12 protein-coding genes are annotated in these 15,458 nt (G+C 64.9%); 9 read left to right on the top strand and 3 right to left on the bottom strand.

Annotated elements, in window-relative coordinates:
* Window positions 1-115 precede the first annotated feature (115 nt).
* The 8 genes from murC (at window position 116) to lpxC (ending at window position 12,244) form a co-directional block, all read left to right on the top strand.
* A complete protein-coding gene (murC, locus tag QRN13_RS10085) occupies window positions 116-1,528 on the top strand; it encodes a UDP-N-acetylmuramate--L-alanine ligase (RefSeq protein WP_284877821.1) in 1,413 nt (470 codons plus the stop codon).
* Window positions 1,525-2,427, top strand: coding sequence for a UDP-N-acetylmuramate dehydrogenase (gene murB, locus QRN13_RS10090; protein ID WP_284877822.1), 903 nt, complete (start codon window positions 1,525-1,527; stop codon window positions 2,425-2,427). Before murC ends, murB begins: the two co-directional genes overlap by 4 nt.
* Before the next feature lie 78 nt (window positions 2,428-2,505).
* Window positions 2,506-3,447, top strand: coding sequence for a D-alanine--D-alanine ligase (locus QRN13_RS10095; RefSeq protein WP_284877823.1), 942 nt, complete (start codon window positions 2,506-2,508; stop codon window positions 3,445-3,447).
* Window positions 3,435-4,322, top strand: coding sequence for a cell division protein FtsQ/DivIB (locus tag QRN13_RS10100; protein ID WP_284877824.1), 888 nt, complete (start codon window positions 3,435-3,437; stop codon window positions 4,320-4,322). The genes QRN13_RS10095 and QRN13_RS10100 overlap by 13 nt, the downstream gene beginning before the upstream one ends.
* A 55-nt stretch (window positions 4,323-4,377) precedes the next feature.
* Window positions 4,378-5,670, top strand: a complete 1,293-nt coding sequence (gene ftsA, locus QRN13_RS10105) for a cell division protein FtsA (RefSeq protein ID WP_055754197.1) — start codon at window positions 4,378-4,380, stop codon at window positions 5,668-5,670.
* A 304-nt stretch (window positions 5,671-5,974) separates the two neighbouring features.
* Window positions 5,975-9,340: a TonB-dependent receptor domain-containing protein gene (locus QRN13_RS10110; RefSeq protein ID WP_284877825.1), complete on the top strand. Its 3,366-nt coding sequence runs from the start codon at window positions 5,975-5,977 to the stop codon at window positions 9,338-9,340.
* A gap of 231 nt (window positions 9,341-9,571) precedes the next feature.
* A complete protein-coding gene (gene ftsZ / locus QRN13_RS10115; protein ID WP_284877826.1) occupies window positions 9,572-11,158 on the top strand; it encodes a cell division protein FtsZ in 1,587 nt (528 codons plus the stop codon).
* A gap of 186 nt (window positions 11,159-11,344) precedes the next feature.
* Window positions 11,345-12,244 carry a UDP-3-O-acyl-N-acetylglucosamine deacetylase gene (gene lpxC / locus QRN13_RS10120; protein WP_284877827.1) on the top strand — a complete coding sequence of 300 codons (900 nt, stop codon included), beginning with the start codon at window positions 11,345-11,347 and terminating at the stop codon, window positions 12,242-12,244.
* Here lpxC and pgeF read toward each other — a convergent pair.
* From pgeF to lgt, 3 genes are read right to left on the bottom strand one after another with little or no spacing between them, the layout of a single operon-like run.
* Window positions 12,241-13,011, bottom strand: coding sequence for a peptidoglycan editing factor PgeF (pgeF, locus tag QRN13_RS10125; protein ID WP_284877828.1), 771 nt, complete (start codon window positions 13,009-13,011; stop codon window positions 12,241-12,243). The two genes, lpxC and pgeF, sit on opposite strands and share 4 nt — an antisense overlap.
* 13 nt (window positions 13,012-13,024) lie before the next feature.
* The gene (locus QRN13_RS10130) at window positions 13,025-14,110 is read right to left on the bottom strand and encodes a class I SAM-dependent methyltransferase (protein ID WP_284877829.1); all 1,086 of its coding nucleotides are present in this window, start codon (window positions 14,108-14,110) and stop codon (window positions 13,025-13,027) included.
* The gene (gene lgt, locus QRN13_RS10135) at window positions 14,107-14,982 is read right to left on the bottom strand and encodes a prolipoprotein diacylglyceryl transferase (RefSeq protein WP_039246902.1); all 876 of its coding nucleotides are present in this window, start codon (window positions 14,980-14,982) and stop codon (window positions 14,107-14,109) included. Before lgt ends, QRN13_RS10130 begins: the two co-directional genes overlap by 4 nt.
* A 173-nt stretch (window positions 14,983-15,155) precedes the next feature.
* Here lgt and QRN13_RS10140 point away from each other — a divergent pair, with 173 nt between their 5' ends.
* Window positions 15,156-15,443: an accessory factor UbiK family protein gene (locus tag QRN13_RS10140; RefSeq protein WP_066552308.1), complete on the top strand. Its 288-nt coding sequence runs from the start codon at window positions 15,156-15,158 to the stop codon at window positions 15,441-15,443.
* The last annotated feature ends 15 nt before the right edge of the window (window positions 15,444-15,458 follow it).

The following is a 15,458-nucleotide window of genomic DNA, read 5'->3' on the forward strand; positions in this document are numbered from 1 at the left end:
GGCGCAATAGTTCTGTGCGAGTTCGCGCACAGCCGCGCCCGATCGTCCTTAGAAAAGTTCGCTCCGTATGCGGCGCGCCCTTCGCAGGAGGCGAGGCGGCGTTTATGAGGCGAAAATGATCGCACGCCTTCGCCCCGTCCCGTTCGACCTCGGTCCCGTTCATTTCGTCGGCATCGGCGGCATCGGCATGAGCGGCATCGCCGAGATCATGCTGAAGATCGGCTATTCGTTGCAGGGCTCTGACGCCAAGGCCAGCGCCAATACCGAGCGGCTGGAACAGCTGGGCGCCAAGATCTTCATCGGCCACGACGCCGCCCATGTGGGCGAGGGCGTGTCGGCGGTGGTCTATTCCACGGCGGTCAAGGCCGACAATCCCGAGATGAAGGCGGCCCGTGAGCGTCGCATCCCGCTGGTGCGCCGGGCCGAGATGCTGGCCGAGCTGATGCGGCTGCAGTTCTCGATCGCAGTGGGCGGCACGCACGGCAAGACGACGACGACCTCGATGGTGGCGGCCTTGCTGGATGCGGCGGGCCTGGATCCCACGGTGGTCAACGGCGGCATCATCAACGCCTACGGCACCAACGCAAAGGTCGGCGACGGCGACTGGATCGTGGTGGAGGCGGACGAGTCGGACGGCAGCTTCCTGCGCCTGAAATCGACGGTGGCCATCGTCACCAATATCGATCCCGAACATCTGGATCACTACGGCGACTTCGACGGGGTGCGGAAGGCGTTCGTGGACTTCGTCGAGAACATCCCCTTCTACGGGTTCGCCGCGGTCTGCCTGGACCATCCGGAGGTGCAGAAGCTGGTCGCGGCCATCGATAACCGGCGCCTCGTCACTTACGGCACGAACCCGCAGGCCATGGTACGGGCTGAAAACTGCCAGATGGGACCGGACGGCGCGCGTTTCGACGTGGTGATCCAGAACGGCGAGACACACCGGATCGAAGGTCTGCACCTTCCGATGGCCGGCTGGCACAATGTGTCGAACGCCCTGGCCGCCATCGCCGTGGCGCGGGAACTGGACGTGTCGGACGACGCGATCCGCAGCGGTCTGGCCGGGTTCGGCGGGGTCAAGCGGCGCTTCACCACCACGGGCGTCGTGGGCGGCGTCCGCATCGTCGACGACTATGGCCACCACCCGGTCGAGATCGCCGCTGTGCTGAAGGCCGCACGCCAGGTGACGGACGGTCGGGTTATCGCGGTGGTTCAGCCGCACCGCTATACGCGTCTGCGCGATCTGATGGACGAGTTCTCGACCTGCTTCTCGGACGCCGACAGCGTGATCGTCGCCGACGTTTACCCCGCCGGCGAACAGCCGATCGTAGGGGTGGACAAGCACGCCCTGGCCGACGGGGTGCGCCGCTACGGCCACCGTCACGTCCAGGCCCTGGAGAACGCCGCCGTCCTGCCGCGCCTGATCAAGGACGAGGCCAAATCCGGCGACGTCGTCGTGCTGCTGGGCGCCGGCGACATCACCAGCTGGGCCTATGGCCTGCCGGCGCAGCTGGAGGCTCTGGCGTGATCGCTCTGCCCGAAGTGCGCGGCAAGCTGCTGCGGAACGAGGCGCTCGCGCCCTATACCTGGTTCCGAGTGGGCGGGGCGGCCGAGGCCCTGTTCATTCCAGCGGACGCCGAGGATTTGGCGGACTTCCTGAAGGCGCTGGACCCGGTCGTGCCGGTGACGGTTCTGGGCGTCGGATCGAACGTCATCGTCCGTGACGGCGGGGTCGAGGGCGTGGTGATCCGTCTGGCGGGCCGGCCGTGGGCGCAGATCACGACGGACGGCGACACGGTCACGGCTGGCGCGGGCGCGCTGGACTCCATGGTCGCCAAGGCCAGCGCCAAGGCGGGGATCGCCGGGCTGGAATTCTACGCTGGCATTCCGGGCACGATCGGCGGCGCCCTGACCATGAACGCCGGCTGCTACGGCTCCGAGACCAAGGACGTGCTGGTGTCGGCCTGGGGCCTGACGCGGGCGGGCGAGCGGGTCGATTACGCTCTGGCCGACTTCGGCTACACCTATCGCCATTCTCAGGCGCCGGCCGACATCATCTGGATCGAGGCGACTTATCGCGGCGCGGCTGACGAATCCGAGGCGGTGGCGGCCCGGATCTCCGAGATCACCAGCCGTCGCGAGACGACCCAGCCCATCCGTGAGAAGACGGGCGGTTCGACGTTCAAGAACCCCGAGGGCCATTCGTCGTGGAAGCTGGTGGATGAGGCCGGCTGGCGCGGCAAGCTGCACGCCGAAACCGGGGGTGGGGCCAAGTTCAGCGAACTGCACTCCAACTTCATGATCAATCCCGGCGAGGCGACAGCCGCCGACATCGAAGGCCTGGGCGAAGCGGTTCGCGCCGATGTCCTGACCAAGACCGGCGTTCAGCTGGAGTGGGAAATCAAGCGGATCGGCCGAGCGGGATAAAAAATCCCGCGCAAAAATGGTCGGCGGACGCGAATGGTTGACGGCCTGTTAAACATGTAGGCCCCAATCCAAGGCGTCATGGCCCGGGCTTTCAAAGATCTTCATGTCGCCGTTCTGATGGGCGGCCTTTCCGCAGAGCGGGAGGTGTCCCTCTCGTCGGGCGAGCAGTGCGCGCAGGCGCTGGAGCGGCAGGGCGTGCGCGTCAGCCGCGTGGATGCCGGGCGGGACCTGGCCAATGTTTTGTCGGGGCTGATCAAGCCCGATGTGGTGTTGAACTGTCTGCACGGCGCCTGGGGCGAAGACGGCTGCGTCCAGGGCGTGCTGGAGACCCTGCGGATTCCCTACACCCATTCCGGCGTGCTGGCCTCTGCTCTGGCGATGGACAAGGACAAGTCCAAGGCCGTGCTGCGGGCGGCGGGCATCAAGGTGCCGGGCGGCGGTCTGTACGATCGTCACGAGGTCGCTAGCCGCCACGTCATCGACCCGCCCTATGTGGTCAAGCCGAATGCGGAGGGCTCGTCCGTCGGCGTCTTCTTGGTGCGCGAAGGCGTCAACCGTCCGGTCTCCGAAGTGGGCGAGCCGGGCTGGGCTTACGGCGAGCAGGTTGTCGTCGAGCCCTATATCGCCGGCAAGGAGCTGTGCGTCACCGTGTTGGGCGAACCGGCCGGGCCGCGCGCCCTGACCGTCACGGACATCACCCCGACCAAGGGCTTCTATGACTACGAGGCCAAATATGCGCCGGGCGGTTCGGTGCACGTCCTGCCCGCGGTATTGCCGCCGCACGTGTTCGACGAAGCGCTTCGTCAGGCCGAGGCGGCGCACGTCGCCATGGGATGCCGCGGCGTGTCGCGATCCGACTTCCGTTATGATGATGTTAAGGACGATCTGGTCCTGTTGGAGGTCAATACCCAGCCCGGCATGACCCCGACTTCGCTCGCGCCCGAGCAGGCCGCCCATACCGGGATGAGCTATGACGATCTGGTTCGGTGGATGGTGGAGGACGCCTCATGCCCGCGGTAGTTCGCGGCGGTCGGCGACAGGGTTCTAATCAGGCTCCACAGCGCGGTTCGGCTTCCAAGGGCGGAGGACGGTCGCGCGGCGGGGCCCAGAACGCGTCCGCCGTTCCCGGCAAGATGGCCGCCATCGGCCGTGTCGATATTTCGCCGCGCACCGCCGTGATCGCCCTGGGCGCCGGCGCGCTGCTGCTGGTCGGCGTTCTGGCCACGGGCGCCCGCGCCGAGCGGATCGGCGCCTCGGTATCGCATGGCCTGGACAATGTAACGGCCGGCATGGGCCTTACGCTGAAACGGGTGCACATCACCGGCGCCTCGCCCGAGGCCGAGCCGGCGATCCAGCGCGCGCTCGGCCTGTATTCCGGTCAGCCGATCACAAGCCTGGATCTGGACGCCATTCGCACGCGGGTTCAGGGCGTGGGTTGGGTCAAGCAAGCGCGGGTCGTGCGCCTGTTGCCCGACACCCTGATCGTCGAAGTCAAGGAACACGACCGCCTGGCCGTCTGGCAGGAGGCCGGTCAGATCAAGGTCATCGATAACCGGGGCCAGGTCATCGACGGCGCCGACGCGCGTCGCTATCCGACCTTGCCGCTGGTCGTGGGCAAGGGCGCCGACGTGGCGGCGGGCGAAATCCTGCCTCTGCTGGCCCAGCGCCCGAGGCTGATGGGGATGGTGGACGCCCTGGTGCGCGTGGACGAGCGCCGCTGGGACCTGCGTCTGAAGGACGGCAGCCTGATCCAACTGCCTGCCACCGAACAGGAGGCGGCTTTGATCCGCCTCGATGCGCTGGACCAGCGCGAACGCCTGCTCGACCTGGGCTTCGCCCGCGTCGATCTCAGAACCCCCGACGAGGTCGCCGTGCGACCCGCCGGCGACGCCTAAGGACCGTAGAGACATGACCAAGCAACGCGGCGCGGCGAATGATCACGGTCGGGGCATGGATCCTCGCGCCGGTCGTGCGCCCGTGGTCGCGGCGCTGGACATCGGTCAGTCCAAGGTCTCGTGCTTCATCATGAAGCCGGACGGCGTGCGTCACGCCGACCGCACCATCCGCGTCGCGGGCGCCAGCCACGTTCAGTCTAAGGGCGTGAGGGGTGGGGCGATCATCAACATGGATGAGGCCGCCCAGGCCATCGGCCACGCGGTCGAACGCGCCGAGCGCGCCGCCCAGAGCCCGGTGTCCGGCGTCGTCGTCACCACAGCTATCGGCCAGATGGCCAGCCACCGTGTGCAGGCCCGCGTCTCGCTGGGCGCTAATCCAGTCGGCGACGCCGATCTGGCGCGCGCCATCGGCATGGCCCTGGCCCAGATCCGCCTGCCCAACCGTCGCCCGATCCACGTCCTGCCCATCGCCTGGTCGGTCGATGGCGCGCGCGGCGTGCATGATCCGCGTTCGATGCGGGGAGGGTCTCTGGGGCTTGATCTGTTGGTCGTCTCGATGGCCGAGAACGTCTTTACGACCCTCAGCCACTGCCTGGAACTGGCCCACCTCGACCTGCAAGGCGTCGCCGCCGCACCCGTCGTCTCGTCTCTGGCCGCGCTGGAAGAAGACGAAATGGACCTGGGCGCCGTCTGCATCGACATGGGCGGCGGCTCGACTAGCGCCGCCGTCTGGGGCGGCCGCTCCCTGCTGCATATCGAAAGTCTGAACGTCGGCGGCGACCACGTCACCTCGGACATCGCGCGCGGCCTGTCGACGTCCAAGGCCGGCGCCGAACGGCTCAAGACCCTTCACGGCTCGGCCATGGCCAGCGCCAACGAAGACCGCGAAATGCTGGAGGCCCCGCCGCGCGGCGAGGACGCCTCGGCGGGACCCGTCATCGTCCCGCGCGCCATGCTGAAGACCGTCATCGCCCCGCGCGTCGAGGAAACCCTCGAGCTGCTCCGTGATCGGCTGAAAAATGCCGGCGTCGGCCTGGAGCCCGGCGCGGGCCTCGTTCTGACCGGCGGCGCCAGTCAGCTGAACGGCGTGCGCGAACTCGCCGTGCGTGTCTTCGACCGTCCCGTCCGCCTTGGAAAACCCCAACGGGCGCCACATTTGGCCGACGCCGCCTCCGGTCCCGCCTTCTGCGCCACCGCCGGCGTCCTCCTCCGCGCCGCCTACGGCCCGCGCGAGGCGGTGTCGGCGCGGAAGCTGATGGCGCGCCAGATCACGGCTGCCGACGCGCCGCGCGTCCACCGTGGCAACGTGGTGGGCCGTGTGGCCGGCTGGCTGCGCGACAACCTCTGAATGCGGCGTATTTTCGGCTCGTATCAGACGAGACGGCCATGACTAGGTGGCGACAAAAAATACTCTGAGATCCGAAATGGAGCGATAGAATATGGTTCCTGAGGTGTTTGCTGCAAAAACTTACCTAAAATGCAAGTCGATGTCACTTTTTAGGGTAACATAACCCTGTGTCTTGGCTGCTACACCGGCGTTATGTCGTGTCTGAAATGTGTCAGAAACGTTTGAGGGATGCCTCAATTGCGTTACGAGAAATTTATGATCTCGCGTCCGTCTTGAGGGCGAGCTGACATATTGGGGACAATGAATGATTATGAACCGCCGATATCTGTTTGGGACTACGATCCTCGCCGGCATACTAGCAAGCACCGCCGTCATGGCGCAGAGCCAGACATCCACCTCGACTCCGCAAGACGAGGAAGCGGCTACCGTTTCGGAAGTCGTCGTTACAGGCTCTCGTATTCGGCGCGATCCAACGACGGTTGCCGCGCCTATTATCCAGGTCCAGCGCGAGCAACTGCTCGAAACCGGCCTGCCCACTGTGATCGATTACCTCGCGACGATCCCGGCGTTGTCAAACTCGCTCGTTCCTTCGGACACCACCGGAGCAGGCCTGAATGACGGCGGTCTCGAGTTCGCGAACCTGCGCTCTTTGGGCAGCGGCCGAACGCTGACCCTGATTGATGGCCGTCGTCATGTCGGTTCGCAAGCGGGCGTGCTTTCTGTGGACGTGTCCACCATCCCACGCCTATTGATCAATAACATTGAGATTATCACCGGCGGTGCGTCTTCCGTGTATGGTGCAGACGCTGTCTCCGGCGTTATTAACTATACTCTCCGTCGTGATTACGAAGGTTTGGAGATTGACGCGAACTACGGTCAGTTGACCGAGGGTGGTGATGCCGCCACGCGTCGGGTCTCGGCGTTGGCTGGCGTCAACTTGTTGGACGATCGTCTGAATCTTTACGCCTTCGGTGAATACGAGAAGGCTGACGAGGTTCGCTCGGATCAGATCGACTGGCTGCGCCGCAGCCGAATCGCTCTGGGCATCGACGCTGATCCAACCAATCCGGCGATTGGTCCGGCATCCGACGGCATCATCGATACGGGCGAGTTCTTCAATGTGCGTCGACTGGATCGGCCGTTGTGGGGAACGACAACGCTTGCCAACATGCAGCGACCCAGCCAGTTCAATGACCCTGACGTCCCGGTCGCCGCGTGCCGCAGCTTCTCAACGTCATCGAACTGTTTCAACGTAGATCCGTCTTACACATACTGGTTTGACGGCACGACGGCGCGTCTGGCCAACTTCGGTCAGCGGGTCGGCGTAACGGGCGCGAACCGTCCGTACAATATCGGTGGTGACGGCGAGCCCGTAAACATCACGGCGTTCGACGCCTTGACTCGCTTCCCAGATCAGGAAGCTCAGCGCTATCAAGTTGGTGCAAACTTCAAGTTCAGCGACAATATTCGTGGAACTCTTGAAGCCAAGTACACGACTGAAGATGCCTACGACCAAGGTCAGTATTCGTTCTGGGACATCTATATCGTCGATGCGTCGCTGGGTGCTGGTACGGGTACTACGACCACTCCAGGTCTGATCTCGGGCTCGTCCACCTTCAGCACGCGTACGGATAACGCTTTCCTGCCGGCTAATTTGCGAGACGCCATTCGAGGCAACACTTTCACCTCTTATGGAGATCCGACCAACACGACCCCCGGCGCGCCGCTTGGCACCGTCAATGCGCCGATCGCGCTTCACCGCGGTTTCGGCATCCCCCGCACCCAGACCAACAATCGTGAAGTGCAGCGATATGTCGCTGCGCTGGAAGGCGACTACGACCGTTTGGGCTTCATCAACAACGTCAACTGGGGTCTGTCCTACGTCTACGGTGAAATGAAGAATCTCAACGTAGAGAGGGGACCAGATGCGATCCGTTTCGGCCATGCCATGGATTCTGTGGTAGATACCGCAGGTCTGGTGAACGGCCGTCCTGGCGAGATCGTCTGCCGCGTCCGATTGCTGAATGCGCAAGGCCTTCCGATCACCGAGCAGAACCCGTTCACGACAGCGACCACCTATGCCAACCCGTCGTCCAATCCTGAGGTCGCGGGCTGCGTGCCGTTGAACGTATTCGGGGCAGGCAACCAGTCGGCTGCCGCAATCGACTACATTTCCGCCTTTGTTCGCGTGCAGGAAAAGAACATTCAGGAAAGCGCGGTCGCCACGTTCGGCGGCGAGCTGGGAGATTTCTGGGGCGCTGGTCCGATCGGCTTCTCGTTGGGCGCCGAATACCGCCGTGAATACACCGAAGGTATCGGTCGCGATCGTGACACCGCAGGCCGTGTTCTGCAGCTGAACACCGGAGCGGACTTCACCGGCGCTGAATATGAAACCAAAGAGGCGTTCGCCGAAGTTGCTATCCCGCTGTTCAAAGATAGTGCGCTTGGCGAGTTCGCAGAGCTCAGCGGCTCTTATCGGTATTTTGACTATACGACCGCTGGGACAGGCGACGTGTATGGGGTGAGCCTCGTTTATCGCCCGATCCGCGATATCATGTTCAAAACGAGCTACAACACGTCGTTCCGCGCGCCGAACCTGACGGAGAACTTCCGCCCGTTCTCGCAGACGTTCGTCAACAACTTCTCTGATCCTTGCGACACCCGTGTCATCGCGGCGTTCGCCGGAGACAACGCCACGGAAATTCGTGCTAACCGCATCGCGAACTGCACGGCCTTGGCCTCTCAGCGTGGGCTCACCTACGACTTTGGTCAGACGACCACGACGATCAACGACGACTACCGCCCGACTTACAGCGGTGGTATTGCCAGCTCGTTGGGCGGGAATCCTGCGCTGCGCCCTGAAACATCCAAGTCCTTCACGTTCTCGACCATTCTGCGCCCTCGGTTTGTTCCGAACTTCTCGCTGGTGCTCGACTACTATGAGATCGTAATCGACGATGTGATCGTAACCCCTGGCGGCCAAGCGATTGCTGAGGCCTGCGTCAATGGTCCCAATCTCGACCCCGTCACTTGCGCGCTGGTTCGTCGCAACAATCCGAACGCCAACGTTGATCCGTACAACGTCTTCAAGGTTGGCGCGCCGACCGGAGATCCCATCGGCGGCTTTATCCTGCAATCGCTAAACTTTGCGAAGCTGGAGACCCGCGGACTGGACATCAGCGCGACCTATGGGTTCGAAACCCAGGATGTGTTTGGCGTTAACTTTGGTCGCTTTGACTACACTATGAACGCCCTGTGGCTGATTGAGCAGAAGCAGTTCACCAGCCTTGTGAACCCCAACTTCTTCTCCGACCTGACCACCGGAGTGTTCTATCCGCGTATGGAAGGCGTCTCCCGCCTGACCTGGTCGCCTAATCGCAACTTCTCCGTGACTTGGAACGCCGACTGGATGGCTTCTCAGGATTTGGTCAAGACGCGTGATGTGATCATTAGCGGCAATGCCGATGGTCAACCGACCGATTGGTACACCACAGGTAACTTTGTCCGGCATGACTTCACCGTCCGTTACAATGTCAATGACAAGGTCGTCCTGAGGGGCGGTGTTACCAACGCGTTCGATGCGGAACCGCCGCTTTACCTCGGGTTTGCATCGACCTTCGATCCGTATGGCCGACGCTACTTTGTCGGTCTGAACTACCGGCTCTTCTAGTCGAAGCATGTGGACGGAAAGGGCGGCTCGAAAGAGCCGCCCTTTTTCGTTGTCGACAGGAAAACTCCAGCAACGCTTTCGGTTTGGGGTGTTCTTCGGTCCGACTCACATTATCGCCGTAACCTTCTCTTAACCTTCATGGGCGCAATCCTTAACGCGCTCATAACCAAAGCGATTCGGCGGGGCGGTCGGTTGGTTTGAAGGGGCGGGTCAGCAGGTCGGAAACAGAAAATGTCGCTCTCATTGGTCAAGCCGCAACACACTGAACTGAAGCCCCGCATCGTCGTGTTCGGCGTCGGCGGCGCCGGCGGCAACGCCGTGAACAATATGATCGACGCCGGCCTTGAAGGGGTCGAATTCGTCGTGGCCAACACCGACGCGCAGCACCTCAGCTTCGCCAAGACCGATCGCCGCATCCAGCTGGGCGAGACCATCACCCAGGGTCTGGGCGCCGGCGCCCACCCCGAAGTCGGCATGAACGCAGCCGAGGAATCTGCCGACGAGATCCACCAGCACCTCGAAGGTGCGCACATGGTCTTCATTACGTGCGGCATGGGGGGCGGCACAGGCACCGGCGCGGCCCCCGTCATCGCCAAATGCGCGCGTGATCGCGGCATTCTGACCGTCGGCGTCGTGACCAAGCCCTTCACCTTCGAAGGTCGCCACCGCATGCGTCTGGCCGACGCGGGCGTCGCCGAGCTGCAACGCTATGTCGATACCCTGATCGTCATCCCGAACCAAAACCTGTTCCGCGTCGCCAATGAGCGCACGACCTTCGCCGACGCCTTCGGCATGGCCGATCAGGTCCTGCACTCGGGCGTGCGCTCGATCACCGACCTGATGATCCTGCCGGGCCTTATCAACCTGGACTTCGCCGACGTGCGCGCCGTCATGTCCGAGATGGGCAAGGCGATGATGGGCACGGGCGAGGCCACGGGCGAAGACCGCGCCTTGCTGGCGGCCCAGAACGCCATCGCCAACCCGCTCCTGGACGAGACCAGCCTGAAGGGCGCCAAGGCCGTGCTCGTGAACATCACCGGCGGTCTGGACATGACCCTCCTGGAAGTCGACGAAGCCGCCAACGCCATCAGCGCGGAAGTGGACGGCGACGCCAACATCATCTTCGGCGCCGCTTTCGACCCGGCCCTGGATGGCAAGATCCGCGTCTCGGTCGTCGCGACCGGCATGGACGAGGGCGAAGTGCGTCGCATCGAACCCATCGCCCCGCCGGCCGCCAGCGCGCCGCTGGCTGGTCATGACGCTCGCCGCTCTGCTGGTGGTCTGTATGGCACGCAAGCCTCCCGCGCCCCGGAACCGACCCGCGACGCCTACCGCGAGCCGGTCCGCGCAGAAGCCCCGCGCGCGCCTGAGCCCCGCATCGAGGCGGCGCCGGTCGTGCCGACCTTTCAGGCCCCTGCCGCTCGCGAACCGGAACCGCGCCCCGAGCCGGTGATCCGCGTCGCCGAGCCGCAGCCGCGCGCTCTGGACCCTATCGTTGATCCCTGGGTCGAGGAATATGAGACCCGCGCGCCGGCCCCGCGCGTCGCGCCGCAAGGCGATCTCTATGAGCGCGCCGCGCCTGCGGCCCAGCAGCCTCAGGCCGACGAGGGTTACGACGACCGTGACCACCGCCGCAGCGGCTGGAGCCTGTTTGGTCGCGGCAAGCGCACCCAGCCTCAGCACGACATGTCCTATGCGCCGCAATCGTCGCATCAGGCACGCTCTTCGGCTCAACCGGTCCAACATCCAGAACCGGAGGCGGGACAGGCCGATGACGACCTGGAAATCCCATCCTTTCTCCGCCGTCTGGCCAACTAAACGTCCCAAATGACGATGAAACGCCCCGGAGCCCGCCTCCGGGGCGTTTCTCGTTCTCGGATGTGTCTCAGACCGAAACAATCCGAAACCGGACTTTGATTTCGCGCTTGCGGCATGACCGCTACAGGAAACCCAGGGCGCAATCCGCACGGCGTGCGGCGCGCAAAGGAAAGAGCGAGTTCAGGTTTGTCGGTCAGAAACGACCATCACGAACGCACCATCGTCGCCCCGGCCATCATCGCCGGGGTCGGGGTGCACACCGGCCGCCGGGTGCGGCTGGTGGTTCGGCCTGCGCCGTCGGGCACAGGCATCGTCTTCGTGCGCACCGATATCACCGATCGCGACAACCGCATTCCGGTGTCGGGCGAAGCGGTCGTTGACGCCCGCCTGAACACCATGATCGAGAACGGCGCGGGTGTTCGCTTGTCGACGATCGAGCATCTGATGGCCGCTTTCGCCGCCCTGGGCGTGTCGAACGCCGTGGTCGAGGTCGACGGACCGGAGCTGCCGATCCTGGATGGTTCGGCGCTGGAGTTCGTGAAGCTGCTGGATCGGGCCGGTTTCCGACCGCAGCCGACGCCGCAGCGCTATATCGAGATCCTGGAAACGGTCCATGTCGTCGAGGGCGACAAGCATGCGGCCCTGATGCCGTGCGACCGCTACGAGATGCGGTTCGAGATCGACTTCCCGTCGGCCGTGATCGGCAATCAAGTGATCGACTTCGTCGTGGACGAACCGACCTTCCGCAAGGAGATCATGGCCTGCCGCACCTTCGGTTTCGCCCATGAGGTCGAGGCGTTGCGCAAGGCGGGTCTGGCGCGGGGCGGCTCGCTGGAGAACGCCGTAGTCATCGACGGCGACGAGATTTTGAATCCCGGCGGCCTGCGCATGGAACGCGAGTTCGTCCGTCACAAGGCGTTGGACGCCATCGGCGACCTGTATGTCCTGGGCGCGCCGCTGCTGGGTCGCTACGAAGGCTACAAGGCCGGTCACGCCCTGAACAACAAGCTGGTCCGCGCCCTGCTGGCCGCCCCGCACGCCTGGCGTGAAGTGACCCGCGTGCCGGAGCTGGCGCGCGCGGGCTAGGCCCCGATCACCGCAATCAATCGACCGAAGTCCGGCTCGCCGTGCTGGAAGGCGCGGCGGTTCGAATAGAACCGCTCTGTGTCCGCGCAGGTGTCGTGGCCGGTCCAGACGGCCTGGCCGACCCCCGCCTGCTGCAGCCGCCATAGGACGAAGCCGGGCAGGTCGAACTGGCGTTTCTCGTCGGACTCTCCGGGGTGGAAGAAGCGGTCGCTGCCAGGATCGTGGTGGGTGAAGCGATCTTCGAAATCGACGCCGACCTCATAGCTGGCGGGCGCGATGCAGGGGCCGATGACGGCGACCACCCGCCGAGGTTCGGCGCCCAGGGCCTGCATGGCGGAAACGGCGGAGTGGATGACGCCGCCCAGCGCGCCCTTCCAGCCGGCGTGGACGGCGGCGACGATGCGGGTCTCGGGATCGGCCATCAGGATCGGCGCGCAGTCGGCGGTCAGGACTGAACACAACAGGCCCGGCTCGGCCGAGACGACGGCGTCGCCTTCCGGCCGGTCGCCATGCCAGGGACCTTCGGCCACACGCGCCACGGCGGAATGGATCTGGTAGCAGCCGTTCAGATGATTGGCGTCGGCATTGAAATGGGCCGCGACGCGCCGGCGGTTTTCGGCGACGGCGGCCGGATCGTCCTGGGAGCCGACGCCGGCGTTCAACCCTTCATAGATGCCGGTCGAGACGCCGCCCGCACGGGTGAAGAAGCCGTGGGCGATGCCGGCGGCGGTCAGAAGCGGGTGGGTGATGGGAGACAGGTCGCTCATGCCCCCACCTATATCAGGCGTCCCAGCCGGGCACGACCAGGGATCGGGGGGCGAAGATGGCGGCGGCCTTGAATAGGGTTCCCATCTGGTCGTCGCCGGTCAGCCGATCCAACTGGCGCGCAATGACGTCGGCGGCGGCGGGCCGGCCGGCTTTCAGCGCCTCGGCGCGCGCCTCGATGCCCAGCCGGCGCAGGAACTCGCCTTGGGGCAGGCTGCCGGTGACGTCGGCGCCCGTGCGAACGGCCGCTTCCAGCACCACGGGAAAGTCGGCCCATTGGGTCAGGTCGGCTTCGCCTGGCATTGCGAGGGGATCCACCTTCTGGTGACGACGCAAGGCCTGGAGCGTGTCGCCGGCTTCGGGGCGGGCGCGGCCATAGTCGATCAGCAGGGCGGCGCCCGAGGCGGCCTTCATCAGCAGGCCGAGGTCGCGGCCGAAGACCGCCTGCTGGTCCGAAATTTCCAGAATGCCGCCCGGCGCGATCTCGAAGTCCGGCTTCTGAAAACCGCCGGAAATGGCGGTAAGGCCGAAGATCAGATCGCCGTCGTCTGTGACGCCGATGCGGCGCTCGGCCCAGCCGCCGTCGGTGCGGACGAATTGACGGGCGGGCATGCAGTCCAACACCTCGTTGGCGATCAGGATGACCGGGGCGTCGGTCTCGATCGCCGTCAGGCTGCGGACCCACCGCGGCGAGAGGTCGGCGCCGGCCAGGGCCTTGGCCTGGAGATCGCGCAAGGGGGCGCTGGGTTCGATCAGGATCAGATCGCAGGCTTCGAGAAAGCCCGGGACCAGGCGGGCGGCGCGCAAGGCGTCGCTCATCAATGTGCCGTCGCCGGGCCCGACCTCGACCAGGCGGAACCGCTCGGGTGCGCCCAGCCGGTTCCAGGTTTCGACCGCCCACAGGCCGATCAGTTCGCCGAACATCTGGCTGATCAGGGGGGCGGTGATGAAGTCGCCACGCGCGCCCAGATCCGGACGCGACGCATAGTAGCCGCCCTTGGGATCGTGCAGGCAGCGGGTCACGTAGTCGGCGACCGTCATCGGACCCGTCAGCGCGATCTCGCGCGCCAGACGGGCCTTTAGGGTTTCGGTCTCGCTCATGCCTCAGCGGCAGCCGGCGGACGCTTCCATGCGCGCCAGATCAGCCAGGCGCCGACCAAGATCATCGGGATCGACAGCATCATTCCCATGGTCAGGCCGAACGGGAAATCTGGCATGCCGATATCCGGCTCGCGCACATTCTCCAGCGCCGCGCGGCAGACGCCATAACCGACCAGGAACAGGCCGGTGATATAGCCGGGCTTCTTCAGCAGGCCGAACTTCCAGATGGCAATGGAAAGGACGGAGAAGAGGACGATCCCCTCAAGACCCGCCTCATAGAGCTGGCTGGGGTGGCGGGGCGCATCGCCCGCGGGGCAGAAGCCGTACATCTGTTCGATGCGGGCGTTGCAGAAACGCACGGCCCAAGGAACGGTCGTCTCGCGGCCCCACAACTCGCCATTGATGAAGTTGGCCAGGCGACCGAACATCAGGCCGATCGGCACGACAGGCGCGACCAGATCGCCGAGGCGCAGCATGTCGATCTTCTGCGACCGGGCATACAGGACGATGGCCAGGCAGACGCCTAGGAAGCCGCCGTGGAAGCTCATGCCGCCGGTCCACAGCTGGAACAGTTCGAACCGCTCGCCCAGCGTCTGGCCGGTGAACAGCTGGCCGTACATGGCCGGCTTGTAGAAGAGGGCGTAGCCCAAGCGGCCGCCCAGGATGATGCCCAGCACGATCCACAGCACCAGGTCGTCCAGTTGCGTCGTGGTGACAGGCGGCTTGCCGGGCGCCCATAGCCGCTGGGTCTTGGCCAGGCGCGCGGCGTACCACCAGCCCAGCACGATGCCGGCGACATAGGCCAGCGCGTACCAGCGGATCGGAAGCGGTCCGAGGTGGATCAGGACCGGATCGAATTCGGGAAAGGGCAATGGGCGTTCCTGTGCGGGACTGTCTTTGACAGCGGTTTAGCAAGCGTCGCCGCCGTCGTCGCCTGTGAAGACGCATCACGACGCCTTGATGGCGCCCGCGAAGCAGCGGAAAGAAAGGTTTCGTTCACCATAGTCGGTGAACATTCGTTAACGACGTTGAGGTCGGAGCCGCCATGCAGACCCGCAATCCCATTCTGGACGAGTTCGCCAAGCTGACGACCGGCGCCATGGGCCTGGCCCAGGCCGCAGGCGAAGAGGCCAAGACCGCCTGGCGCGCCCAGGCCGACAGGGTCGCCGCCGAAATGGACCTGGTCCGTCGCGACGAGTTCGATGTTCTGAAGGACGAGATCGCCGCTCTGCGTGCCGAGATCGCAGAGCTGAAGGCCGCCCAAAAGCCGGCTGCAAAGCCCGCGAAGGGAACGTCCACAGATGGAACTCAACCCGGGGACGCAGCCGGTTGAGCCGAATCTGCGAAC

The organism is Brevundimonas sp. MEB006b (assembly GCF_030209705.1).
Lineage (GTDB): Bacteria > Pseudomonadota > Alphaproteobacteria > Caulobacterales > Caulobacteraceae > Brevundimonas.

Bases quoted from the DNA above. Each gene is read 5' to 3' on its own strand.
- murC (WP_284877821.1), top strand. From the start codon at position 116: ATGATCGCACGCCTTCGCCCCGTCCCGTTCGACCTCGGTCCCGTTCAT.
- QRN13_RS10095 (WP_284877823.1), top strand. From the start codon at position 2,506: ATGGCCCGGGCTTTCAAAGATCTTCATGTCGCCGTTCTGATGGGCGGC.
- QRN13_RS10100 (WP_284877824.1), top strand. From the start codon at position 3,435: ATGCCCGCGGTAGTTCGCGGCGGTCGGCGACAGGGTTCTAATCAGGCT.
- ftsA (WP_055754197.1), top strand. From the start codon at position 4,378: ATGGATCCTCGCGCCGGTCGTGCGCCCGTGGTCGCGGCGCTGGACATC.
- QRN13_RS10110 (WP_284877825.1), top strand. From the start codon at position 5,975: ATGATTATGAACCGCCGATATCTGTTTGGGACTACGATCCTCGCCGGC.
- ftsZ (WP_284877826.1), top strand. From the start codon at position 9,572: ATGTCGCTCTCATTGGTCAAGCCGCAACACACTGAACTGAAGCCCCGC.
- pgeF (WP_284877828.1), bottom strand. From the start codon at position 13,011: ATGAGCGACCTGTCTCCCATCACCCACCCGCTTCTGACCGCCGCCGGC.
- QRN13_RS10130 (WP_284877829.1), bottom strand. From the start codon at position 14,110: ATGAGCGAGACCGAAACCCTAAAGGCCCGTCTGGCGCGCGAGATCGCG.
- QRN13_RS10140 (WP_066552308.1), top strand. From the start codon at position 15,156: ATGCAGACCCGCAATCCCATTCTGGACGAGTTCGCCAAGCTGACGACC.